The sequence below is a fragment of the Paenibacillus sp. FSL H7-0735 genome, assembly GCF_038008505.1.
GTDB lineage: Bacteria > Bacillota > Bacilli > Paenibacillales > Paenibacillaceae > Paenibacillus_AQ > Paenibacillus_AQ odorifer.
Genome location: NZ_JBBOZH010000001.1, coordinates 1972026 through 1996113 on the forward strand (window position 1 = coordinate 1972026; position 24088 = coordinate 1996113).

15 protein-coding genes are annotated in these 24088 nt (G+C 47.2%); 13 read left to right on the forward strand and 2 right to left on the reverse strand.

What is annotated here, in order from left to right; translation table 11 throughout:
• From NSS82_RS08900 to NSS82_RS08935, 8 genes are all read left to right on the forward strand, one after another.
• Entirely contained in the window at positions 1–885 is an 885-nt protein-coding gene (locus NSS82_RS08900) for a carbohydrate ABC transporter permease (RefSeq protein WP_036675671.1), read from the forward strand.
• 34 nt (positions 886–919) lie between these two features.
• Positions 920–2506: an extracellular solute-binding protein gene (locus tag NSS82_RS08905; RefSeq protein ID WP_036675669.1), complete on the forward strand. Its 1587-nt coding sequence runs from the start codon at positions 920–922 to the stop codon at positions 2504–2506.
• Between the two features lie 114 nt (positions 2507–2620).
• Positions 2621–4972, forward strand: coding sequence for a helix-turn-helix domain-containing protein (locus NSS82_RS08910; RefSeq protein WP_341109725.1), 2352 nt, complete (start codon positions 2621–2623; stop codon positions 4970–4972).
• Positions 4959–7637, forward strand: a complete 2679-nt coding sequence (locus NSS82_RS08915; RefSeq protein WP_256718443.1) for an exo-rhamnogalacturonan lyase family protein — start codon at positions 4959–4961, stop codon at positions 7635–7637. Before NSS82_RS08910 ends, NSS82_RS08915 begins: the two co-directional genes overlap by 14 nt.
• A 27-nt stretch (positions 7638–7664) precedes the next feature.
• On the forward strand, positions 7665–8372 hold the full coding sequence (locus NSS82_RS08920) for a DUF1961 family protein (RefSeq protein ID WP_235219367.1): 708 nt from the start codon (positions 7665–7667) through the stop codon (positions 8370–8372).
• A gap of 21 nt (positions 8373–8393) precedes the next feature.
• A complete protein-coding gene (locus NSS82_RS08925) occupies positions 8394–9203 on the forward strand; it encodes a polysaccharide deacetylase family protein (RefSeq protein ID WP_036675667.1) in 810 nt (269 codons plus the stop codon).
• 27 nt (positions 9204–9230) lie between these two features.
• A complete protein-coding gene (locus NSS82_RS08930; protein WP_076272375.1) occupies positions 9231–10502 on the forward strand; it encodes a rhamnogalacturonan lyase family protein in 1272 nt (423 codons plus the stop codon).
• 15 nt (positions 10503–10517) lie between these two features.
• Positions 10518–12737: a glycoside hydrolase family 88/105 protein gene (locus NSS82_RS08935; protein ID WP_178944188.1), complete on the forward strand. Its 2220-nt coding sequence runs from the start codon at positions 10518–10520 to the stop codon at positions 12735–12737.
• 569 nt (positions 12738–13306) lie between these two features.
• On the opposite strand, the gene NSS82_RS08940 is transcribed toward NSS82_RS08935, so the two are convergent.
• Positions 13307–14134 (reverse strand): AraC family transcriptional regulator, encoded by an 828-nt coding sequence (locus tag NSS82_RS08940; protein WP_076104901.1) that lies wholly within the window; start codon positions 14132–14134, stop codon positions 13307–13309.
• A gap of 147 nt (positions 14135–14281) precedes the next feature.
• On the opposite strand from NSS82_RS08940, the gene NSS82_RS08945 reads away from it, so the two are divergent.
• Positions 14282–15568 carry a Gfo/Idh/MocA family oxidoreductase gene (locus NSS82_RS08945; protein WP_038569484.1) on the forward strand — a complete coding sequence of 429 codons (1287 nt, stop codon included), beginning with the start codon at positions 14282–14284 and terminating at the stop codon, positions 15566–15568.
• A 268-nt stretch (positions 15569–15836) separates the two neighbouring features.
• Here NSS82_RS08945 and NSS82_RS08950 read toward each other — a convergent pair whose 3' ends face one another.
• Positions 15837–17099, reverse strand: a complete 1263-nt coding sequence (locus tag NSS82_RS08950; RefSeq protein WP_076104902.1) for a TraB/GumN family protein — start codon at positions 17097–17099, stop codon at positions 15837–15839.
• A gap of 259 nt (positions 17100–17358) precedes the next feature.
• Between NSS82_RS08950 and NSS82_RS08955 the strand changes: the two genes are divergently transcribed.
• From NSS82_RS08955 to NSS82_RS08970, 4 genes are all read left to right on the forward strand, one after another.
• Positions 17359–18480 carry a glycoside hydrolase family 88 protein gene (locus NSS82_RS08955; protein ID WP_076272374.1) on the forward strand — a complete coding sequence of 374 codons (1122 nt, stop codon included), beginning with the start codon at positions 17359–17361 and terminating at the stop codon, positions 18478–18480.
• The gene (locus NSS82_RS08960) at positions 18449–20632 is read left to right on the forward strand and encodes an alginate lyase family protein (protein WP_256718440.1); all 2184 of its coding nucleotides are present in this window, start codon (positions 18449–18451) and stop codon (positions 20630–20632) included. The genes NSS82_RS08955 and NSS82_RS08960 overlap by 32 nt, the downstream gene beginning before the upstream one ends.
• Positions 20633–20699: 67 nt before the next feature.
• Positions 20700–22421 (forward strand): sensor histidine kinase, encoded by a 1722-nt coding sequence (locus NSS82_RS08965; protein ID WP_076272372.1) that lies wholly within the window; start codon positions 20700–20702, stop codon positions 22419–22421.
• The gene (locus tag NSS82_RS08970; protein ID WP_076100553.1) at positions 22421–24004 is read left to right on the forward strand and encodes a response regulator transcription factor; all 1584 of its coding nucleotides are present in this window, start codon (positions 22421–22423) and stop codon (positions 24002–24004) included. The genes NSS82_RS08965 and NSS82_RS08970 overlap by 1 nt, the downstream gene beginning before the upstream one ends.
• Positions 24005–24088: the final 84 nt, after the last annotated feature.

Here is a 24088-nt window from a genome sequence, read left to right on the forward strand (position 1 = left end):
GTGGCCAAACAATACAAGAGTACGGGTGGAACTGCATTTGATGTATTCAATTATATATTTTTAGGGATTATCGGAATCGTAGCGATTCTCCCTTTCCTCTTTGTGGTTTCGGGCTCCTTCGCTACAGATGCGGAAATTACTAAACGTGCCGTATTCCTGATCCCGACCACGATTTCATTTGACGCCTACCGATTTATCTTTTCAACAGATACGATTATGCGCAGTATAGGGGTTTCTATTTATGTTACGGTAATCGGAACTGTCGTTAATTTATTCTTCACGGTAACAATGGCTTATCCGATGGCAAAACGATATCTGATGGGCCGTAATTTGGTACTCAACCTTGTTATTTTTACGATGCTGTTCGGTGGAGGAATGATTCCAACCTATCTCGTCATTCGGGAACTGCATCTGCTGGATACGCTCAATTCTCTTATTTTACCGGGAGCAATTAGCGCCTTTAACCTGATTATTGTCAAAAACTTTTTTCAGGAGCTGCCTATAGAAATGGAAGAAGCGGCGCGTATTGATGGTTGTTCTGAGCTGGGCTTGTTGTGGAAGATAGTCCTTCCGTTATCCAAACCGGTTCTTGCTACATTTACGTTGTTCTATGCTGTGGGACATTGGAACAATTTCTTCTCGGCACTGCTCTACATTACGGATCCGACAAAATGGCCTTTGCAGGTGATGCTGCGACAGATCGTAATGTTGTCCCAATCTGCAGCTGGCGATATGAGTTCTATGGATCCGAGCTTTGTGCAGCCACCGGAGCAGTCGATTAAAATGGCGGTTATTGTAGTAGGTACTCTACCAATTTTATGTGTGTACCCATTTCTGCAAAAACATTTCGCTAAAGGGGTGATGCTGGGTTCTGTTAAAGGATAGCAAACTTAACTTATTCCAATTTGGAGGTATAATAATGGAAGCTAATCGTTCGGTAAAAAAGAAGCGCTGGTTGTTACTTTTACTTGTGGCTATGATGGTTACCACTGTTGTTGCAGGTTGCTCAGGTAATGAATCTGCAGGTTCTAACAGCAAAAGTGAGGGGAGTAGTAATACTGGAGAAGAGAAAAGCGAGTCCCCGCTGGATCTGACCCTCATGCTGCCGATATTCAAAACAAATTATCCGAAGGATGGCAGTCCGGTTGCTGCTGAACTGGAGAAACAGACCCACACAAAAATCCACTTTGAGTGGGTCCCGAACGCATCTTATGCAGATAAATTTAATATTACGCTAGCTTCTGGGAAGCTGCCGACTATTATCTACGTGGGGGATGTTAAGGCTTCTAGTTTTGTGAACGCTGCCAAATCGGGCGCATTCTGGGAAGTAGGGCCTTATCTTAAGGATTATCCGAATTTAAGCCAAGCGAACCCGGTTATTCTGAAAAACTCGGCTATTGATGGGAAGAATTACGGAATCTATCGGGGGCGTGTACTCGGCCGTAACGGTATGGTTTTCCGTAAGGATTGGCTGGAGAAGGTGGGGCTGCAAACACCGCAGACGGTAGATGATTTCTACAATATGCTGAAAGCGTTCAAGGAAAAAGATCCAGACGGCAATGGTAAAGAGGATACTTATGGCATGGTGCTGGTCAAATGGAGCGGCCAGTGGGCCAGCGGTTTTGATACCATTAAGTTATGGTTTGGAACACCGAATAAATGGGGCGTGCAAGATGGCAAGCTGGTGCCTGAGCATGAATATCCAGAATATTTGGAAGCGCTTAAGTTCATGAAGAAGCTGTACGATGAGAAATTGATCAACTCCGACTTCGCTGTGATGGACAGTGCCAAATGGACAGATCCGATCGTGAACAATAAGGCAGGAGTAATCGTCGATGTGGTCGATACAGGTGCCCGGGTGGATGATAAAATTCACGCTGCGCTAGAAAAAGAAGGCAAAGACGAACCGGATAAACATTATGTAGATGTAAGCGGGGGCGTAACAGGTACGGATGGCAAGCTACATACATTGCCGACCTCTGGTTTCTCGGGCATGCTGGCTATTCCAAAATCATCTGTGAAGAGCGAAGAAGAATTGAAACGGGTACTGGCTTTTCTAGATCAAATCAATAATCCGGAATTACAAACGATGTTAGGTTTTGGTTTGGAAGGTACTCACTACACTATGGTGGATGGTTTTATTGAACGCTCCAAAGACACTGTCCTTCTGGAGTCAGAAGTGGAAGGGTTAAACCAAATTCTGGCCTTTATACCTGAGGACAAATCCAAGACTGTAGCTCAGACACCGCTGCGGCTTAAACAAATCGAAGTTCAGAAAGCAAATGAAGCTTCGATCGTGGTTAATCCGGCAGAGGCCTTTATTTCCACAGTATATTCGCAAAAGGGCGCTCAACTTGACAATGTAATTAATGATGCACGCATAAAATATATTGTAGGACAAATTGATGAAGCTGAATTGAAATCAGCATTTGATGTATGGAGAAAAACAGGTGGAGATGATTTAGTTAAGGAAATGAACGAGTTATACGCTAAGGCTGACCGCTAGATCCTTCCTAGTGCTTTTATCCGGCTGGAAAGGATCTGAGGAGCAAAACGAATGTGGTTCGATTGCACTTCAAATTTATCTGATTCGGCTGGTGAGAGCATAGTGATGAGAAATGTGGCGAAATGGAAGCGTTATACAAAAGGCTGGTCAGGCTGTAAGGGCCGATATTATCGTAAAAATCTGATCATTATGCTGGTGGTGTCATCCATTCCGGGGTTTATTATTGGTGCGCTTGTCTACTGGATGGCAGGGGGACGCCTGGAGAGCGAGCTGCTGCAGATGCATAACAGGCAGATTGAACAGCGGGCGGCTAATATTGATGATCAACTGTCCAATCTGGAGCTGATGCTGGCACATTGGGCCTTTGATCCCAAGTTTGATTACAGCTTGAATGGCCTTGATTTTATTCAGGATCATGAGCGGGCTTGGGATATTACGAAGACACTCGTAGTGATGCAGGGCTCGAACACGATGACGAGTAACGTTGAACTCTATCTATCAGGAGATCATCCATTACTATTTAATCCCGAATATGGCACGATTGACTCCAGCGCGGTATCGGGTCAATATGACAAATTGATTGATACTGAACAAAGCACCTATTGGACGCAGTGGGCATTCGATCCCAATAAACCAAATGTCAAAGAATTAACGCTTGTCCATCATATTCCGGGCGGAAGCTTGAAGCCCTTCGGGGCTCTTTTGCTCCGCATGGATACGGAGAAAGTAGCTGCGATGCTACGAACTATGACACCTTATAATAGCGGCGAGACATTTTTGCTGCAGACGACGGGGGATTTGTACGTATCTGCTGGAGACAGTGCCGAGGATTCTCCCTTACTTACCGCATTGCATAATGAGATTGTGGAACGGGGCGCGAACCATGAGTCAAATCTTGAGTCCTCTTTTCTCTTCGACTGGGGTAAGGCTACATATGCAGTGACTTATGGTGAGTTTTCCCGACTCTCCGCAGATTGGCTCTATGTATCCGCTTCACCGATAACCAGCATAACTTCACCTGTCGTCTTCATTTCAAGACTGATATTTTTAGTTAGCTTCAGTGCTTTGCTGCTGGCGGCGATTCTGTCTTGGTTTGCTTCCCGCAAAATCTATTCACCGATAGGACGTTTGCTGCAGACTTTGTTGCCTGACCAAGCGGCGGCTGCGAGTAGGGAGGATGAGTTTATTCTGATTGAACGACATTGGCAGAACTTGCACGGGGAGAGCCATGCCCTGAAGTACACTCTTTCCGAGCAACTTCCACATGTGAAGGAAAGCTTCCTGCATCAGCTGTTTCAGGGGTATTTATATTCTTATTCTGAGCAGGATCTGCAAAGCCGGATGCGGCGTTTTAAGTGGGAAGTAGAGGATTGTCATTATATTATTCTTTATATTCAGCTTACAGGCATCTCCAGCCAGGAGGGGAAGTTCCGCAACGGTGATGAAAGTCTTGTATCATTCGCCGCCGTCAATATTATCGGAGAATTGTCTGCCGAGCACTTTAAGCAGGCTGATATTATCAATTTCCATGATCTCACGGCAGGATTACTTCTTATCGAACCCGTTGCGAATCCATCGCTGGAAGCGGTGCAAGCCTTTAGCGAAGAACTGACAGGAACGATTAATCGCATGTTAAAAATGAGGGTAACAGTGGCGTTTAGTGCACCGGTTGGAAGGATATCCGGTATTCCGCTAGCGTTCGAGGCTGCGAAGCAAGCCGCTAGTTATCGCCAGTTTGGTGGTGAGAACCAGATTATTAATATGGAGCTACTGGATCGTGAGGGGCAAAGTACGCCTGAACCGCAATATTCGTTCACTTTGGAGCGCGGAATGATTCAGGCCCTGCGCACAGGAGAAGCGGAAGAGGCTTATCGGCTGTTGGAGGAATTTCTGGAGGCACTGTGTGCCAATGGGGCAAAAGTGATTGATGTGCAGCAGGGCATGCTTCATTTGTTAGGCAGTATTCAGCACGCCATTATGGTCTCAGGCATTCATCCAAACCAACTGTTCAAAGGGGCTAATCTGTACGCGGCACTGTCGCAAATTCATGAGCCGAAGCTTATCCTTGCCTGGTTTCAGGAAAAGGTAGTCGCACCGTATCTGACGGAGCTGAGCGAGCGTTCTGATGCCGGAATCAAACGGACGATTGAGCATGCCATGATGTATATCAATGAGCATTATATGGATAATATTTCGCTGGATGGATGTGCGGATTATACAGGGATCAGCCCATTTTTACTGAGTAAATCATTCAAACGGGTCACCGGGAAAAATTTCATTGATTATCTGACCGAATTGCGGCTTGATAAAGCCAAGGAGCTGCTGCGTGATACCTCGCTGCGAATTAACGATGTAGCTGAACAGGTGGGTTATCAGCATAGCTATTTTAACCGGATTTTTAAGAAACAAGAGGGAATAACCCCAAGCCGCTATAGAGAGCTAAGCCATAATAATGAAGCTCTTTAAAAGTAAGAAGACGTGCGGCGAAGAAGGTATAAAGGAGATGGTTGTTGTGCCTACGGCTCTGCCGATTAGCCTGCATTGGCTAAAAAAGCCCGCTATTGATGTGGGTGTTACCTGGGGGGTTCCTTGGAAAAAAGGAGCGCTCAACAGGGAATCGTTAAAGAATCTCTGCTTAAGTATGCCGAAGAACGAAAAGCTTGTGCCGCTGCAAAGCTGGCCGGCAGCTTTTTGGCCTGACGGGAGCATCAAATGGTCCACGCACTCGGCAGTAAACAAAAATTCGGATATTCAGCAGGATTCCTTAGCGACAATGACAATAAATCAAGCGGCTCCAGCTACGGAAATGACTGAGCGACTAACTGTGCAGGAAACAGAGGAAGCTTTCATTATAGATACAGGTGTTATTATTTGCACGGTTAACAAGCAGGGGAAGGGTCTTATCCGCAGTATTGTGCGCAGAAATCCGGCGGACACGGAAGGAACCGAAGTATGCAGTAATGGAGAGCTTGTATGTATACGTGAACAGAGAGATGAGGGTGCTGGCACCCTGAGCATACGTGAGGAGCGATTCACAGGACGAACGTTAAGTGCCATCCTTGAACAGGACGGACCTGTTCGCGCAGTGGTGAAGCTAGAGGGACTTCACCAAGCTTCACACAATGCTCGTGAGTGGCTTCCCTATACGTTACGTTTATATTTTTATGCTGGGCTGGAGTCTATTCGATTAGTTCATACGTTTCATTATGACGGTAATCCACAGCAGGATTTTATTAAAGGATTAGGAATAGAATTCACAGTGCCGCTGCATGGACCGCTTTACAACCGCTATGTTCGTTTTGCCGGAGATAGCGGCTTGTTTAGCGAGTCTCCTAAGACGTTGCATACACGGCGAACCAAAGGTAAGTACCGTGATTTATTCGTCGATCAGGTAGCAGGATGTGCTGTGAAATTTGATCCAGAAGAGGATGCCTATTTCCTTAGTTTATTGGATGACTCCGCGACTTGGGGCAGCTTTCGGCTGGTTCAAGATTCTTCCGAGCATTATGGGATCTGGAAGCGGACAGAGGATGGGTGCGCTTGGATCAAGGCAGCAGAAGGCCGCCGGGCAGGTGGGCTTGGTTATGTTGGAGCAGAGGGTGGAGGGCTAGCCGTCGGGATGAAGAATTTCTGGCGTAAGCATCCGGCAGGAATGGAGATTGGATCCACTGCCACAGACGCGGCAGCTCTTACTGTCTGGTTCTGGTCACCTGATGCGGCAGCTATGGACTTGCGGCATTATGATACAAAAACACATGTGGAATCCTCGTATGAAGGTGCAGAAGAATTACGGGCCACTCCATTTGGTATCGCTAATACTAGCGAGCTAACATTCTGGTGTACGGCGCAGACTCCCGGGCCTGAATTGTTGCAGCGGATGCAGGCAGAAGCTGAAGAACCTTCATTGCTGGTTTGTGAACCAACTTATTATCATGAAGCGGGTGCTTTTGGTTTCTGGAGTTTGCCTGATCGGAGCACGCCAGCCAAGGTGTATCTGGAAGAGCGGCTGGACGGGATCATCTCCTTTTACAAGGAAGAGATCGAGCAGCGCAAATGGTACGGTTTTTGGGACTACGGAGATTTCATGCACAGCTACGATCCGGTCAGACATGTATGGAACTATGATCTCGGTGGCTGTGCCTGGCAGAATTCCGAGCTGGTGCCAAATATGTGGTTGTGGGTAACGTTTCTCCGGTCCGGGAGAGCGGATGTGTTCCGAATGGCCGAAGCTATGACCAGGCATACGAGTGAGGTAGATGTATATCATTTTGGCGAATACGCCGGACTAGGCTCGCGGCATAATGTCATCCACTGGGGCTGCGGCTGCAAAGAGGCTCGTATCGCTATGGCGGGTCTGCATCGCTACTATTATTATCTGACCGGAGACGAGCGGGTCGGCGATATTATGGACAGTGTAAAGGATGCTGATTATTCAACAGTTACTCTGGACCCGATGCGGGCGTATTTTCCGAAGGATGAATTCCCCACTCATGTTAGGGTGGGTCCGGACTGGGCGGCCTTTAGCTCTAATTGGATGACCCGCTGGGAGCGGTTCGAGGATACCGCTTATCGTGACAAGATTATAACAGGCATGAATTGCATCAAAAGGGCAAATTTACGGCTTTTATCTGGTCCCACATATGGGTATGATCCGGCAACTGGCCTATTGTCGGGAATGGGCGACGATAACTGGGGGCGTCATCTAGCGATTAGTATGGGAGGTCCGCAGGTGTGGTTCGAGCTGGCGGCAATGCTGGAGGACTCGGACTGGGAAGATATGCTGGCTGAGTTCGGCGTATTTTATAATTTGCCACAAGAAGAGAAGGACGCATTTACAGGAGGGTTGATTTCAGGAAAACTCCGTTTTGAGCATCCTGTGCTCAGCGTAGCCATTGCTGCATATGGAGCATATTACCGCAAGGATCCGGCGACGGCAGAGCGGTGTTGGACGATTTTGCTGGAGAATCCATTTGGTTGTGTGAATCTACAGGAGGAAGCTGATCGGGTCACTTATATGACTGAGTTAAATGAGATCGATTGGATGAATACAAATGAAGCCTCGCAGTGGTCTTTAAATACGATCATTGCCTTGGAATTAATCGGTAGTGCTATACCGGAACTCGCGAATTGAAGGCTTCATTGTGGGGAGGAATGATTTATGGCTAGGCCGATGCAGGACACGGGTATAGGTGGTTTGATCCCTGAAGCATGGAAACCAATCTACCATAATCCCCTCGCTTCAACTAGTGATATCGCTGGATTCCAGATGGAGGGAGAGGGAACGGTTTCCTTCCCTTTGCAACGAATGAGATTAGAGAGCACTATCCATGCCGAGGCCGGACAACAAGCAAATGTCGTTCTCTGGTGTCCAGAGGAGTTCCCGGCAGACCTCGCCGTATCGTGGAATTTCCGCCCATTGTGTGAGCCGGGGTTGGCGATTTTGTTTATAGCGGCCAAAGGAGAGGGTGGGAAGGATTTATTTGATTCCACGCTTGCTCGCCGTACGGGTGAATATGATCAATACCATCACGGGCAGATAGACACGTATCATATCTCGTATTTTCGCAGGCGTTGGGTGGAAGAACGTGAATTTCACACCTGTAATTTGCGCAAAAGTTATGGTTTTCATCTGGTTGCGCAGGCAGCCGATCCGCTTCCGGACGTCAGCGACATGACTGAGCCCTACCGGATGTTAGTGGTGAAACGTGGCCCTATGCTGTCTTTTGCAATCAATGAACTGCCGATTTTTACATGGATAGATGATGGTGAAACCTATGGGCCGCTACTGACAGGTGGGAAAATTGGGTTCCGACAGATGGCACCCCTGATTGCTGAATACTCGAATCTGTCGGTTTTTGGACAGTAATGCGAAGGAGGCTTCAGATTGATGTCTATTATTTATTATTGTTACCCTGAGGGCAGACATAAGGCGCTTACAATGAGCTATGATGACGGCAGACGGGCTGACGAAAGATTGGTTGGACTATTTAACCGCCATGGGATTAGAGGAACATTTCATCTCAATTCTGGCCTGCTGGGTGAAGGTGATCGTATTACGGCAGATGAAATAACTGAGCTGTACCAGGGACATGAAGTATCTGTCCATACGCAACACCATCCGACGCTGGCCCGTTGTCCGCAGGAGCAAATCATCCATGAGATTATGGAGGATCGAAAATATTTTGAGACGCTGCTCCAGGTGCCGATACGGGGAATGTCTTATCCTAACGGTTCCTTTAACAAGGAGATAAAGAAGCTTTTGCCTCATTTAGGCATGGAATATGCCCGTGTGGTACAGACCACTGGCGGCGGCTTTGGGCTGCCGGAGGATTGGCTGGAATGGCGGGGGACTTGCCATCATAATGATCATTTGCTGGAGCATGCGGAGCAGTTCGTGAAGCTGCATAAACGGCAGTATTTATATCTGATGTATGTGTGGGGCCATAGTTATGAATTTGATAACGATAATAACTGGGAGTTGATAGAAAGCTTCAGTGAAGCAGTGGGAGGACTAGAGGAAATCTGGTACGCGACAAATATTGAACTCGTTCATTATATGAAGGCTTGTGAAGCCCTTATTTTCTCCGCTGCTAGGGATTTTGTATATAATCCGGGAGCGGTATCTGTCTGGCTGGAAATCGACGGTGTGATTATAGAAGTAGCAGGCGGACAAACCGTCCGTTTCCCTGAGATCTAATCGAAGAGAGAAGACAGGAGGATTCTAATGAGAACGAAGGACACACAATCAGTCTATCAGCTGGCAAAAGTAGATATTTCCGCTGCTGGTCCACGCTGTAAAATGCTTATTGGCGATCTGAATGGGGATGGACGTGCAGAAATGCTGCTGGTCCAGCCGGATAATCGCCAGGATGTTCGTTATATTCCCCATCAGGTGCAATGCCTGACCGCTTTTGATATGGATGGCAAGCTGCTGTGGCAGGTGGGCACACCCGATCCTGACGCTGGCAGCCAAGGCTCGGACTATCCAGCGCAAGTTTATGATATAGATGGTGATGGGTCGCTGGAAGTATTATGTGTAATGGATGGACGTTTTCATATTTTTGAAGGTTCAACAGGAACGGTTAAGTCCATATACGACTTACCTGCTGAACATGCACATGATTGTATTATCATTGCCAATCTAACAGGGCAAAAACATGCTTCCGACATCATTCTGAAGGACCGTTATCATCAACTGTGGGCCTTGGATAAGGATTTCAATTTATTATGGACGCATACAGGCAATGTAGGACATTATCCGTGGGTTCACGATCTTTATGGAAATGGACAGGATCAAGTGATGGCAGGTTATGATCTGCTTGATTCTAAAGGTAATTTATTATGGAGCTGCCACGATCTGGATGACCACGCGGACTGTATTTGGGTTGGCGATGTGAATGGAGATGGTTATCCTGAACTGGTTGTCGGTGGAAGCGTAACGGTGATGTATGACCGGGACGGACAAGAGCTTTGGCGTTATGACGGCTCCATCGAGTCACAGCATTTGGCGTTAGGCCGATTCCGGCCTGAACTGCCTGGCCTTCAGGTTGCCGGGCTGGACCGAATGATCCGCGAAGATGACGGCAAAGGGCTAAAAGGTAAGGATGCGTTGTTCCTTTTAGACTGTAAAGGCAAGGAACTGTGGAAAGAAGAACGTACAACCGACGGTTGGCTGACTATCGTTGAAGCCGTTAGTAACTGGCAAGTGGGTTCTCCGGATTATATTCTCGCGTACCGCCGGGGAGGCGGGATATATCCTGCTTTGTACGATGGACATATGAGGGTTGTAGCTGAATTCAAGGAGGAAGGTTATGCCGTTCATGGCGATCTTCTGGGATGTGGCAGGGAACAGGTTGTAATTTATAATGATGAGTCAGCAACGGTATATTCAAGCGAGTGGATAGATATTAGTACCTGTGCCTCTGAGAAATCGTTACCTCAGCCTAAAAGATTGTACAGCTCGACGCTGTATCCCGGTGGAGAAATAACTGTGTGAAGGAGGATACGTTTAGTGAGTACTTATATTCCAGAATACTTTCCTGATCCTGATTGTATTGCCAAATCTAATGGGGGCAAAATCGAAAATGTACTGGCCGCTGTGGCCAGCCGTTTTATCGGTGCCTATCCCCCGCAGCCTCCGGTTTACCGGGTACATTCACAGAGTGGTTTCGAACGGCTCCGCGACTGCCGTTACGATATGAATCTGGAAGAACGACTGCCGGAGCTAGAGGCAGGACAATTCGTATATGTATGGGGAAAGCTGTGGAGTGACAATGAGGTAGAAGCCCCTTTCTCAGTTAGTTGCTACAGTCCAGTTAAGGTTTACATAAATGGACGTCTGGTGTTTAGCTCCAATCTAAATGATGATGTGTTTCCGGACCGGAGGACGTTTTTTCGGGCGGGCATGGATAAAGGCTGGAACCATCTTGTGCTGGAGTATGTAGCAACAGGTACAGGTTGCGGAGGGGTTTTTGGAACGGGCAGCGTCAAAGGTGCACCGGTACACTTTCTTACTCCAACGGCGCAGTTAAGCGGTTGTGAAGGTTGGATTTATAGTGGACCCCAACAGACGTCTTGGGCAGCTTGGCTGGAAGCTGATTTCACTGAAGAGCAGATGACAGCTCGCTGCGCTTGGTTTCCGACGCCGCAATGGTCGCCACAGGAACAGGCAACTGGCAACTGTTCACGTATATTTGGGGAATTACTAGGAGCCAAGGCGTTTGCTTGGTGTAAGCTGGAAGTTAAGAGCCTACAGAAAGATGACATACGCCTGCAAGGTAGCTATCGTGGAATGGCTGAAATCTCTATCTATGTGAATGGGAAACTTGTAGCTGAGCACCAGAACGTGAACGGCACGCTGGATATCCAACTGGAGCTTGGTTATGGACTACATGATCTCGTCGTGGAGTCCGTCTGCGGAGAGGGGAATTGGGGATTTGAACTGGACGTACGGTCTGGTGGTGTTCAGAGTAGTCTCGTGCAACCTTATTCAGTTGAAGGATTAACTGATCCTTGGCTGTACCTTGGACTATTCACCTCGGGGACAGCGCCGAAAGTCTTAGAACTGACCTCTATGGATACTTTATTTGGGGAAGCGGATGAAGTAACCTTTTGGCGGGTGGACCAACCGAATAGCTGGGTTAGGCCTTATTTGGAGAGTGTTATGTTTGGGCGCTGGAATTACCCTCTAGGCGTAACCCTGTACGGATTGCTGAGAACAGGAGTAGAGCTTAAGGCTTCCCATTATGCCGAATATGCACAACACCATATTGAGCAATGTACAGGGCTGCATGAATATGCCTTATGGGACCTTGGACGTTATGGCGCTCCGGGCATCAATCATCAGCTGGCGCTGATGGATTCGCTGGACGACTGCGGATCCTTCGGGGCAACGATGCTGGAAGCAAATAAGCTTCGTCCACTACAGGGTGCACCGGAAGCTGCTGCTGAAATTGCCAATTACATTACTAAAGTGCAGAGCAGGCTGCCTGACGGAGCTCTGTATCGGACCAGTGGCACAGTTGATTTCATGCAGCAGACGATGTGGTGTGATGATCTGTATATGAGCACGCCTTTTCTAAGCAAATATTATAAATTGACCGGAAATGCGGCTTATCTTGATGATGCGGCGGCGCAGTTTTTACATTACAAGGAGCGGCTGTTCCAGCCGGAGCTTGGCATTATGCATCATGTATATGATTATAAGTTTAATAAACCCAATGGCGTGCCTTGGGGCAGAGGTAATGGTTGGGTGATTTTCTCACTGACTGAGCTGCTTGAAGTTATGCCTGAGCAACATCCGTTGCGGGCTGATTTACTTGATTATTTCCGTGAGCTTAGTAAAGGCTATCTTAAGCTGCAAGATGAGCATGGCTTATGGCATCAAGTGTTGACGGATCCTGAGTCTTACGCGGAGGCTTCTTGTACCTCTATGTTTATTTACGCTTTTGCTAGAGGTGTCCGCTGCGGTTGGCTGCTGGAACCAGAGTCATACGTAACCTCTGTACTCCACGGCTGGAGCGGCTTAACCCGTCATTGTATTGACAAACAAGGCAATGTTTACGGTGTCTGCCGCGGTTCGGGTTATTCGTTTAACAAACTGTATTATAAAGATGAATTGACCTGGCAATTAAACGATACACATGGGATTGGCATCGTGCTGCTGGCCGGAATTGAGGTTCACAGGCTTGTACGAGATTTGGAAATGAAATCACATAACGAAGCAAAATGAATGGCATGATGAGGAATGAGACGACCGTATTAATCACAAAATGACAGCGGAGCAGCGATACTCCATTAGTGGGGATCGCTGCTCTTGTTATGCGTTACAGTGCTACCTAAACCCCCGAAACCCCGAAACCCCGAAACCCCGAAACCGCCGATTACTCCTGCGAGACAAAGTTATGCGGACCCAGATGACGTTATTTGCAGATTTATTGCTTATTCGGCAGGGGTTCGGACTCCAGTGACGTTATTCCTTCGGAAACGCTCAATATAGGTAGCTTTTTATACCAATAGCGACTATGGGGTCCGATAAAATCCCAAAATAGCGATTATGCTGCGAATAAGGTCCACTGGGTCCGATAGCCTCATGAACTTTGTTCGCGCGAAAAGGTAATCTAGGGACGGGGTATTGTTGTTGCCTCAATGCTCCGGATGCCCCCGATGCCAGATGCCAGATGCCAGATGCTCCCGATGCCCCCGTTCCCGATGCCCCCATATGCCGACAACATTTCACATGTATACTTCCGGGCGACGGAGCGGCTACATAGAGAATCGGTTGTGATTTCTAGCTGTGGATCAGCGGTTTTGCTTGCGATATTGCAAAGGCGAGCGTTTAACGATTTGTTTAAATACACGCCCGAAGTGGGCGATGCTGTCAAAGCCGGTATCCTCGGCGATGTTCGTAACTTTAGCGTTGGTGCTCTGCAAGAGACGTTGGGCTTCCTTGATCCGAATGTAGTTTAAATATTCTACGATGGTGAAGCCAGTTGTCTGCTTGAACACACGGCAGAGATAGGTGCTGCTGATGAAAAAAGTCTCAGATAGCCGCTCTAATGTAAGCTTTTCAGCATAATGTGCTTGTAAAAAATCGATAATTTCGTAGACTTTTAGCTGCTTCTCACTGCTCTCAGGGGCAATGGGCTCGCGGCTTATTTCCTGTATTCTGTTCATTTCAATAAATAGTTGGATGAGCAGCGTCTGAAGATAGGAGATTTGCTGTGTCCGTGGTTCTGTTTGTTCTTTTAGCATGCTGAAAAGAAGATATTCAATGGCCCCCTGTTCATGTACTCCGGGCCGCAAAAGCAAGCTTTGTGTAGCCATAAATGGAAAATGCAGCTCGAAGTGCGCCAATGTCTTTTGCAGAAAGCTTTCCTCAAAGTTAATTAAGATCCGTTCATGGCTTGCAGAGCCTTTAGAGGTGGTACGATGGAGCTCGTTCTTGTTAATAAAAATCAGATCACCTTTACGCAAGGTGTAGATCAGATTGTTAATGTAATAACTGCGTTCCCCGGCGAGTAAATAATAGATTTCATAAGTATCGTGATAATGGTCGGAATCCATGCTGAATGGACCGGCTCTTTTTATTTGCTCAATCATAAAAGGAGGCTGAGGCTCCTGTTCCATGCTAAATCTGCTCCTTTCAGATAATGAAGATAATATATGCAAAGTTTTTATTGTTTCTGCTAAGAATCGCTTAGATTCAGATGTATTTTATACTATACACTATAAGAAGAAAACGCTTTTAAATCAATAAGTGATGGAGTGATCCTGATGTCCAACAAGAAATATGCTTTCGTAGGAACCGGCGGCCGAGCGGAGTTTTTTTATGGTGAGATCACTACGAATTATCGTGAAACCTCTGAAATTGTAGCCTTTTGTGATGTGAATGGAGCAAGAATGGATTATGCGAACCGTTTGCTGGAGGAAAAATATAAATATCAAGCGGTTCCTACCTATAAAGCTCATGAGTTTGACCGTATGATTGAGGAAACCCAACCTGACACGGTAATTGTCACGAGTATTGACCGCACGCATCATCGTTACATTATCCGGGCGATGGAGCTTGGCTGCGATGTTATTTCGGAGAAACCGATGACAGTGGATGAAGAGAAATGTCAGGAAATTCTTGAAGCGATTGAGCGGACTGGGAAAAAGCTGCGTGTGACCTTCAATTACCGCTATGCACCACACAACACCAAAATCCGTGAACTCATTATGGACGGCGCGATTGGAGAAGTGCTTTCCGTCAACTTCGAGTGGCTGCTGAATACGCAGCATGGGGCGGATTACTTCCGCAGATGGCACCGTGATAAACGGAACAGCGGAGGTCTCTTGGTTCATAAATCCACACATCATTTCGATTTGATGAATTTCTGGCTGGGTTCGCGCCCGGATACGATTTATGCGATGGGCGATCTAAGATTTTATGGCAGAGAAAACGCGGAGAAGCGCGGGGTGACTGAGTTTTATCAGCGTGCTCATGGAAGTAGCGCGGCAGAAAATGATCCGTTTGCCCTGCATCTTAAAGACAATGAGCAGTTAAAGCAGATGTATCTGGATACGGAGCATGAGGATGGTTACCTGCGTGATCAAAGTGTGTTCGGTGATAATATCAGCATTGAGGATACGATGGCGGTTATGGTCAAATACAAAAATAAGACGATTATGAATTATTCACTTAATGCTTATCTGCCTTGGGAGGGCTTCATTGTAGTATTTAATGGAACGAAGGGGCGGATGGAAGTAAAGGTCGTCGAACAGTCTTATGTAAATGCCGGAGGAAACAAGGAAGATGAAGGGGCGTTAAAAGACAAGCGGATCACGGTTTTCCCTCATTTCGCAGCACCTTATGAAGTGGAGATTGAAGAAGGAGTTGGGGGGCACGGGGGCGGAGATCCTGTGATGCTGCGTGATATTTTTGAACGTCCACTAGAGGATCGCTTTAATCGTGCGGCTTCCCATGTGGACGGGGCGTTGTCTATTATGACCGGGATTGCGGCAAATCGTTCGATAGCTACTGGACTTCCAGTTAAGGTAGATCAGTTAATAAAATTGTAGTAGCCCGTTTATGAACAAGCGGCTTTGGGTTCGTAGGTTCTTACGATCGCTGTTAAAGTCCTATTCCTGGATTATTAAAATTCGCAGTTAAAATAGGACTTTAAAGGCGAACATTGGTATTTTTCCAGAATCTCCCCGATCTTCCGCGCTGTCCGCACGTTAAGTCAACTTCTACTTTTAAATTAAGCTAAAAAAAGTAAAATACAAGGCTATCTCTTAGTCATCTACGATGACTAAGAGACAGCCTTGTTTATTTTAGCTAAAGCAATTATTGTTTGACGACGTTAAAGCCATCTTTTTGCAATTGGGTCACGATACCATCGTCACCGAGCATATGCAGCGCGCCAACGACGACAAGGTAAGTCGCTTTTTTATCACTATTCAAATATTCTTTTACATGCTTCACCATGTTGACGTTACGATCCGAAACCAGGCCCTTATAATACTCTGGCTCTTGCGCGACCGCTTTTGTCATCGCTACGAGCGACTGCTCATCACCTTGCATCCACATTTGGGATAGTGCATCCAGTGAAGCTGCTGCGGAAGTATTGTCCGTTTGATTGAGGCTGCCGAGTGTGTCGACAAGAAGCTTTTCTTGCAATCCATCTGAGAACTGGTCGAACATATTCAGCTGCAATTGTGTGTTTTCCAGCTCAATAATAGGTTTGTTCAGCTTGCCTGCTTTTTGTAAAAAATATAAATCAATGCCGGTATCCGCCGTATAACTTGTAACTTGCATCTGTAGACTTGAGACACCTTGGGTAACGACCCACGGTTTGAAGGAATCGAATGCATTTTCCGCCAGACCATTTGCTTTTAGCAGTTGAGTCACTTTGTTATAGGTATCTGCGGATACATGATCCTTGAGCTTGGTTCCATCTGTATAGGAGCCTTTTTCCAAAATAAACTTTTGGATCTCAGCTTGATCAATCTTAGAGATATCTACTTCGACACCTAAATATTGCGAGGCTTCAAAAGCAGCTTCAATCTCCGGACGCAGCGGGTACATTTTGTCGTTAGCCACATGGATAGAACCAAGCAGATAAACGGTGTTGCCTTTGTTCTCCACTTTCCATAAGAATCCGGTGCTTCCTGCAGCTTGAGTATTGGCCACAAAAGTGATGGTGCGCAGCGCTGGACTCCACTCCACTTTATAGCCGATCGTTTCTCCTATAAAGCGGACAGGAACATAGGTGACATTGTTGATGGTCTTAGGAGCCACCTCTAGTTTTTTCTTCTCCCCATTTACCGTTGCAGTTGTGCTGCCAATGGTCAGTGAGAGGGCCAGTCCATTTTTGGTCCCTGTTACGGTTTGGGTTTTTTTATTCCAATTAATATTTACATTAAGCTTCTCTAGCAGAGGACGCATAGGAACTAGGGTCGTTCCTTTTTCTACAACAGGGTTAGAATCGCCTAACTTTATTTCGGTTCCATCAATCCATACACCGACAGGCTTTTCAGCAGCATGCGCAGTGGTAAAGACAGACATAACCATGAAAATGGATAAAAATAATGCACCTAGCTTTTTCATTAATAGGACACTCCGTTTCTAAAAAAGAATGAAAGATGTAAGTCACTCTCTGATTTTAACGTATTTTCCCATAAACAGTTATACCTTTTGTTACTATATTGATTTGATGCCTATGATTGGAAAGTAAACTTACAGTACTTCACGTCATTCAAAAGTCAAAATAATGCACATCAAAGCAAAAATCGCCCCTATTAGATCCTGTTCACTCTCCTTATCATGAAACGTAAGAAACGAAGAGCCTGAAGGGAGCAAGGAACTTATGTGGAGCAGTGCGATTGAAGATGCGATAGAGAAGGTACGTAAGAACATAGACCGGTTCGGGGGCAGTTTCCCTCATGTCAGCAGGAATGGAACTTATCAGCTCAATAACAACGACGACTGGACTAACGGATTTTGGAGCGGCATGTTGTGGTTGTGTTATGAATATACGCGGGATGACAGCTTCCGTATTGCGGCATCCCATACCGTAGAAGATTTCCGCCGCCGTTTCGCGGCAAAGACCGTGCTTGATCATCACGACATTGGCTTCCTGTATTCGTTATCCTCTAAAGCCCAGTGGATTATAGATAAAGACGAATCTGCGCGTCAACTGACATTGCAGGCGGCAGACCTGCTGCTGAAGCGCTGGCGTACAGCTGGCGGTTATATTCAGGCATGGGGACCGGAGGGGGATGCTCAGGAAGGCGGGCGCATCATTATTGATTGTCTGTTAAATCTTCCCCTTTTGTATTGGGCAGAAGAACAGACCGGTGATTCCGTATACAGGGAGGTGGCGGTCATGCAGGCGGAGAAAACGAGACGGTATCTGGTACGGGGAGATGACAGCTCTTACCATACGTTTTTCTTCGACCCGAAGACCGGAGAGCCGATTGGCGGCGCCACACACCAGGGTTTTACTAACGGATCGACCTGGACGCGCGGGCAGGCTTGGGGTGTTTACGGTTTTGCGTTATCTTACCGCTATACCAAAGATCCGTTGTATTTGGAAACGTCCAAGCGGATGGCCCGCTATTTTCTGGAGCATTTGCCGCAGGATCATGTCGCTTACTGGGATTTTAATGCTCCGGTATCTCCGGATACTTACCGGGATAGCTCGGCCTCAGCAATAGTAGCAGCCGGACTACAGGAACTGCTGGAGCTAATGGATGGGGAGGATTCTGAGCGGGCTTATTTTCAGCAGGGATTAGTGCAGTCGATGACTTCGCTTGTACAGAACTATTCCACGTTCGGTGAAGAGGCGGAGGGGCTGCTGAAGCATGGTTCTTACCATGTGCGCGGCGATCTGTCTCCAGATGACTTCATGATCTGGGGAGATTATTTCTATCTCGAAGCATTGATGCGGCTGCAAAATGGCAACAAGGGGTACTGGTATGAACGCTGATGGCCGACAAATCTCCCCCTATGCCGTCTTTGCGCTGCTCGACCTTGAGTTGCCCGCTTTAGCTCTGGTGAAGAATGCACTTAGCCAAGCGCGGCAGGACGATGCGCTGACTGAATTGCATCGGTATTTGACCCGCCGGAGCACGCCGGGCTGGCGGATAGAGGATAACCGGAAGCAGCAGCTTATTGACTATGTGCAGCGCTATTGTGCAGACGAGCTGGAAGCTGTAATGAAGACAGCGGATGAAGTTGTGGAGCAGACGTTTCTCTTTCGTTTTCCCTGGGATATGGAGCGCAGCCGCATTCCGGTTACCTTTGAGGAAGAAATTGACTGGCGTCATGTTCCAGACAAGGATGTAGAATGGGCTTATATGCTGAATCGCCACCGCTACTGGGTGGCATTAGGACAAGCGTATACGATAACAGGTAAAGAGGATTATGCGAGAGCAGTTTGCTGCCAGCTTGAAGATTGGATAGACCGTAACCCCGTTCCAGACAAGCCTACGAATGATACGCTGACATGGCGCACAATTGAAACGGGCCTTCGCTGTGCTAACTGGATCAAAGCGTTGTCCTATATACAGGATAGTCCACTGCTCACACCGGCGCTGCTGGCCAAAGTGATGATATCTCTGCATGAACACGGCCAATATTTAGCTTTATCGTTTACGGGCTGGAAGAAGATCAGCAACTGGGGGGTGCTGGAGACTTGTGGTTTGTTCCAAACTGTGCTCTACTTCCCTGAGTTCACTAGCGCCAATAACTGGCGACAGCTCAGTAAGGAGAGACTGGGAGAGACAGCTCGAATTCAGATTATGGCGGACGGCATCCACTGGGAGCAATCGCCCACCTATCACCATGAGGTTTTGGTATGTTTTCTCGACTGCATCCGTTTAGCCCGATTGAATGGAGTGGAGCTTCAGGATGAGTTTCAGCAAAAGGTTCAGCAAATGGCTGCCGCTTCATTATATTGGGCCAAGCCGAATCACCGGCAGCCGATGCTTGGCGATAGTGATGACAGCGATATCCGTTCGCTTTTGACTTATGCGGGCTGGTTATTTCAGGATGCTGTACTCCGCTTTGGCGGATACGATCAAATGGATTATGACAATGCCTGGTTGTTTGGGATAAATGGAGTTGAGGGCTACGAGCGGCTGACTGCGGAGCTACCGCCAAACTTGTCACGCTCCTATGCACATTCAGGCCATTATGTGATGCGAACGGGCTGGGACGAGCAGGATTTGTACCTATATTTTCACTGCGGACCGCTTGGGGGTGGACATGGGCACGCGGATCTGCTACATTTCGATCTGTATGCTTATGGGCGGGATTTGCTTACCGATCTTGGCAGATACAACTATAGTGATCATACACCACTTAGAAAAGCGTTAAAAGAAAGCGCTGCCCATAATACGACCACTGTCGACGGAATTGGATTTACCGAAGTCACGGATACATGGTCCTTCTCTCAGATTGCGAAGCCAACGGGCTGCCAATGGATCAGCCATCCGGACTTTGATTATGTAGAGGGCAGCCATGACGGCTACCGTCATTGGGATGATCCGGTCTACCCGTTAAGGCGGATCCTATTTATTAAGCCTTTTTACTGGTTTCTGGTGGACAGCTTCAGTTCCCGGCAGGAGCATACATTTTCTCAGCATTTTCATTTTGCACCCGGAACGGTTCAGATGGAAGATGGAACGCTAATATGCCGTACAAAAAATGAGCGGGAAGCCAATCTTTGTATCCTTCCTGTTCATGTTGATGGTCTTCAGTGCAGGGTTGATGATGGGGTAATCTCCCGCGAATATAATCTGCTGGAACCCAATCAGTATGCTGTGTACTCCCGAAAGGGGAAAGGAACGGTCTCGATCATGCAGGTGCTGTACCCGCAGTCTGCGGGTGAGTTGTTCTGTCCGCTGGTCGAACAGGTGCCGATTTACCGCCATACGGGTGATCCGGTGGCTGCTGCACAGGCGGAGGCGTGCCGCATTAGCTTCTCTGAAAGGAATGAGGAGCATATTATCGTGATCAGCCACGAGATTCCATCCAGTCACTTAGATTCCTATGTAGTGGAAGGCGTACAAATTTTTGGAGAAGTAGTGCTTATTGTTTCTGCAGACGGTCAAAAGAAGGTCACGGTAATCAGATAATGTATGAATACTGGATAACGGGCTGATAGAATAAAAGAAAAGAGCATGAGAGAGGCGCGGAGAAAACATGTTCAAATTCACTTACTATAGACGTATCCAGGTTTCATTTCTTTTGCTGATTTTTATCCCTCTGATTGCAGTATCGATCATTTCCTTCGTGCTCATCCGGGATACGATGGTAGAGAAGCTGCAGCTCAGCAACGATAACTTCCTGAACGTTATGATTGACGAATTAAACAAAACTATTGATGATGTGACGTTCGCTTCCCATTTTATTGTAAACGATACCAATTTCCGCGCTAATCTGAAGTCATTTGCGGATACTGAGCGGCTAAATAGCTATCAGGATTACGTACATTTTACGCAAATTCAAGATGTGTTTTCGCTCATCAACTCTAAGCCGTTGAATAATAATATCCGCATGTATTTGGTCAACCGGAAACACTTTGTGATCTCCTCTGGGACTGAGAATTTATCCGTGATCAATGCCAACCTGGACAAGCTGATGAGCCGTGTCAATATTCACGAACCGGAGACCTTGCAATGGCTTGGGATGGCTGACAGCGGTTCTGGTAAAAGCAGCAGCTATTATATTGCCAGAGTTATCTATGACAGCCGGGAGAAACGGCAGGTGTCCGTGCTGCTTATCTCAATTCCTGAATCCTATTTCAATAAATTGCTCGGACCCGTCGAATTTGGCAAGGTTGCGTTATTTGATTCTGGAGGAGGCTTGATCGCTGGGAACTCAGAATTGGCTCCAGAAAGCAAGGAAGCAAGAGGAAGCGTTCGTACGGCCAGAGCTATCGACAAATCTAATTGGCAGCTGATCTATGAAGCTTCGGAGAAAGAATGGTCGGGCCAGATCTCGCGGACGTTTTATAGTGGCATTGGCTTGGTACTCCTCTTATTTATTGTCTTTTCGGCTACCTCCATGCTGATTGCCAAAAGATTGCATAGTCCGATCATGAAGCTGCAGCGCGTTGTGCGCCAGTTCGGGATGGGGAATCTTGATGTCAGGCTGGAGGTCAAGGGCAAGGATGAAATCGCTGAGCTGGGGCAGACGTTGAATACTATGCTGGACCAGCTGCAAGGTCTGATTCACGACATCGAGCTGGAGCAGGAACAGAAGAGGGTGATGGAGCTGGAGGCGCTGTTTATGCAGATTCGCCCCCACTTTTTGATCAACACGTTGAATTCGATTAAATGTAGCCTTATTTTGGCCAAAGATAAGCTGCATAGCGGGATCATCGATTCATTAATGAGTCTGCTCCGGGCCTATTTGAAGGTCAATGAACCGGCCACCTTGCGGGAAGAATGCAAACTGCTTGGCCATTATATCGATATTATGAAGATCCGTAATGAAATCCCTCTTGAACTGGAGGTCGATCTGGAAAAGGATACAGAGAAGCTCATCGTCCCTAAGCTGATTTTGCAGCCCCTTGTAGAAAATGCAATCGTCCACGGATTGGTTGACCACCCGGCACCGCGTATTGTCGTTCGCTCGCGAACGGTCCCTGATGGGATCATGATTGAAGTTGAAGATAATGGCTGCGGTGCAGGGGCTGAAGTTCTGGCGGGACTGAACCGCAGGTTACTGTATAAGGACGATGAACAGGATGAAGCTTATCAAAGGGTCGGGTTAATGAACGTAGTTCAAAGGCTGAGGCTGACCTATGGGCAGGATACCCGCTTGTCGCTGCATAATCTGCCGCAGGGTGGGGTGTCCGTTTCTCTGTATTTGCCGCAAGGCAATCATCAGGTTAATCTGTCAGAGAGAGAGGGATATTGATGTATAAAGTGATGCTCATAGACGATGATGTTCCTATGCTCAAAGTGCTTCAGCAGATGATTGACTGGGAGGCACATAGCTTGCAGATTGTCGGCAGCACCTATTCCAGTGCCAAGGCGTTATTAATGTTTGAGGAAGTGCAGCCTGACATTGTGATCACGGATATTGGTTTGCCGCAAAAGAACGGGATTGAGCTAGCCGATTGTTTCACCCGCATGAAGCCGGAGGTCAGAATTATTTTCCTGACCTGTCATGAGGATTTCCATTATGCTCAGCAGGCGGTAAAGCTGAAAGTAGATGATTATTTAATCAAGGACCAGCTTACAGAAGAGCAACTGGAGAAAAGCCTTGCCAAGTCCGTACACTTGCTTAAGTCGAAGATTGGCTTGATCAGCCATGGGGAGACAGGCTACAACAGCCAGCTCTTCCGGCAGAACCTGCTGCAAAGGGTGATTGGCGGTGCTCCGCCTGAAACCACACTGGCTTATGCGGCGCAAATCGGCATATCCTGGACGTATCCGTGGTTTATGCTGGGCACGGTTAGTATTCATTTTTCCAGTTTCGACAAGCGATACAAGCAGAGTGAGTATCCACTTATTTTATATGCTATTTACAATATAGCCTTGGAACTGTCCGAAACATGTGAAGGGATTACGCCTTTCTTGGAGCAAAAGAATATTGTGATTCTATATAATTACCGTGTGAATCTCGCGCAGAATGCCAGTCTTCATTTTCACGATTATTTACAGCGGCTGTGTTCCGAATGCTCCCATCTCCTAAAGATTCAACCCGGCATTATTGCCGTCACAGAGAAAATGGAGCTACAGGCGATTGGCCAGATCCATCGGCAGATTGTTCAGGACAAATGCGAGTTCTATGCAAGTGCGGATTACACGGTTCTGGATACTCTGCAAATCGCTTCTCCACGTTTCCAGCCTGCACCCCAAGGATTTCTGGACAGCTATATCCCGCAGATGGAACGGGCCGTGATTAAAAAAGACCTTGAAGCCATCCGTGGCACTCTACAGGAAATCGCTAGGACTGCAAAAGCAATGTCTATTCATCCTGGCGATTTCGCCCGGGATTTATCCTTTATGCTCCGCGGCATCGAGTTAATGTTTACGAGCCTGATGTTCGATGAGGATCTGTTCGTCTATCTCGTGCAGACCCGCACACTTGAAGATACGATGGAACTGGTGGAAAGAAAGCTTGTACAGATTACAGGCAGCAAGCAGCAGGTGACAGGAGCTTCTCCGCAGGAGCCCAAGCTGCAGCTTATCCAGCAGTATATCGACCAGCATCTTGGCGATAATATCACCTCAATTGATATGGCACGTTATCTGTTTCTGGATCCAAGCTATTTTTCGCGTTATTTCAAGCGCATGACTGGCCTGACCTTTACGGACTATGTACATCAGCACAAGATGAAGGTCGCTACCAAAATGCTGAAAATCTCCAGCCAGAACCTGGAGTCGCTGGCCGTCGGCCTGGGATATTCGGACAGAACCTATTTTTCAAAAGTGTTCAAAAAATATGTAGGAACTACGCCAAGCGAATATAAATCCAAACATTCGGTACGCTGAGAAGCACAATTGTCAACGATATGAACAGACCCGCCGCCCCTCTAGGGCGGTTTTTTGTTGTCGGCGGACAAAGGTCAAAATCTT

What these genes read in the sequence shown, in the direction of transcription:
- NSS82_RS08905 (WP_036675669.1), top strand. Translation starts at nt 920, where the DNA reads ATGGAAGCTAATCGTTCGGTAAAAAAGAAGCGCTGGTTGTTACTTTTA.
- NSS82_RS08915 (WP_256718443.1), top strand. Translation starts at nt 4,959, where the DNA reads ATGAAGCTCTTTAAAAGTAAGAAGACGTGCGGCGAAGAAGGTATAAAG.
- NSS82_RS08920 (WP_235219367.1), top strand. Translation starts at nt 7,665, where the DNA reads ATGGCTAGGCCGATGCAGGACACGGGTATAGGTGGTTTGATCCCTGAA.
- NSS82_RS08925 (WP_036675667.1), top strand. Translation starts at nt 8,394, where the DNA reads ATGTCTATTATTTATTATTGTTACCCTGAGGGCAGACATAAGGCGCTT.
- NSS82_RS08930 (WP_076272375.1), top strand. Translation starts at nt 9,231, where the DNA reads ATGAGAACGAAGGACACACAATCAGTCTATCAGCTGGCAAAAGTAGAT.
- NSS82_RS08940 (WP_076104901.1), bottom strand. Translation starts at nt 14,134, where the DNA reads ATGGAACAGGAGCCTCAGCCTCCTTTTATGATTGAGCAAATAAAAAGA.
- NSS82_RS08945 (WP_038569484.1), top strand. Translation starts at nt 14,282, where the DNA reads ATGTCCAACAAGAAATATGCTTTCGTAGGAACCGGCGGCCGAGCGGAG.
- NSS82_RS08950 (WP_076104902.1), bottom strand. Translation starts at nt 17,099, where the DNA reads ATGAAAAAGCTAGGTGCATTATTTTTATCCATTTTCATGGTTATGTCT.
- NSS82_RS08955 (WP_076272374.1), top strand. Translation starts at nt 17,359, where the DNA reads ATGTGGAGCAGTGCGATTGAAGATGCGATAGAGAAGGTACGTAAGAAC.
- NSS82_RS08960 (WP_256718440.1), top strand. Translation starts at nt 18,449, where the DNA reads ATGGCAACAAGGGGTACTGGTATGAACGCTGATGGCCGACAAATCTCC.
- NSS82_RS08965 (WP_076272372.1), top strand. Translation starts at nt 20,700, where the DNA reads ATGTTCAAATTCACTTACTATAGACGTATCCAGGTTTCATTTCTTTTG.
- NSS82_RS08970 (WP_076100553.1), top strand. Translation starts at nt 22,421, where the DNA reads ATGTATAAAGTGATGCTCATAGACGATGATGTTCCTATGCTCAAAGTG.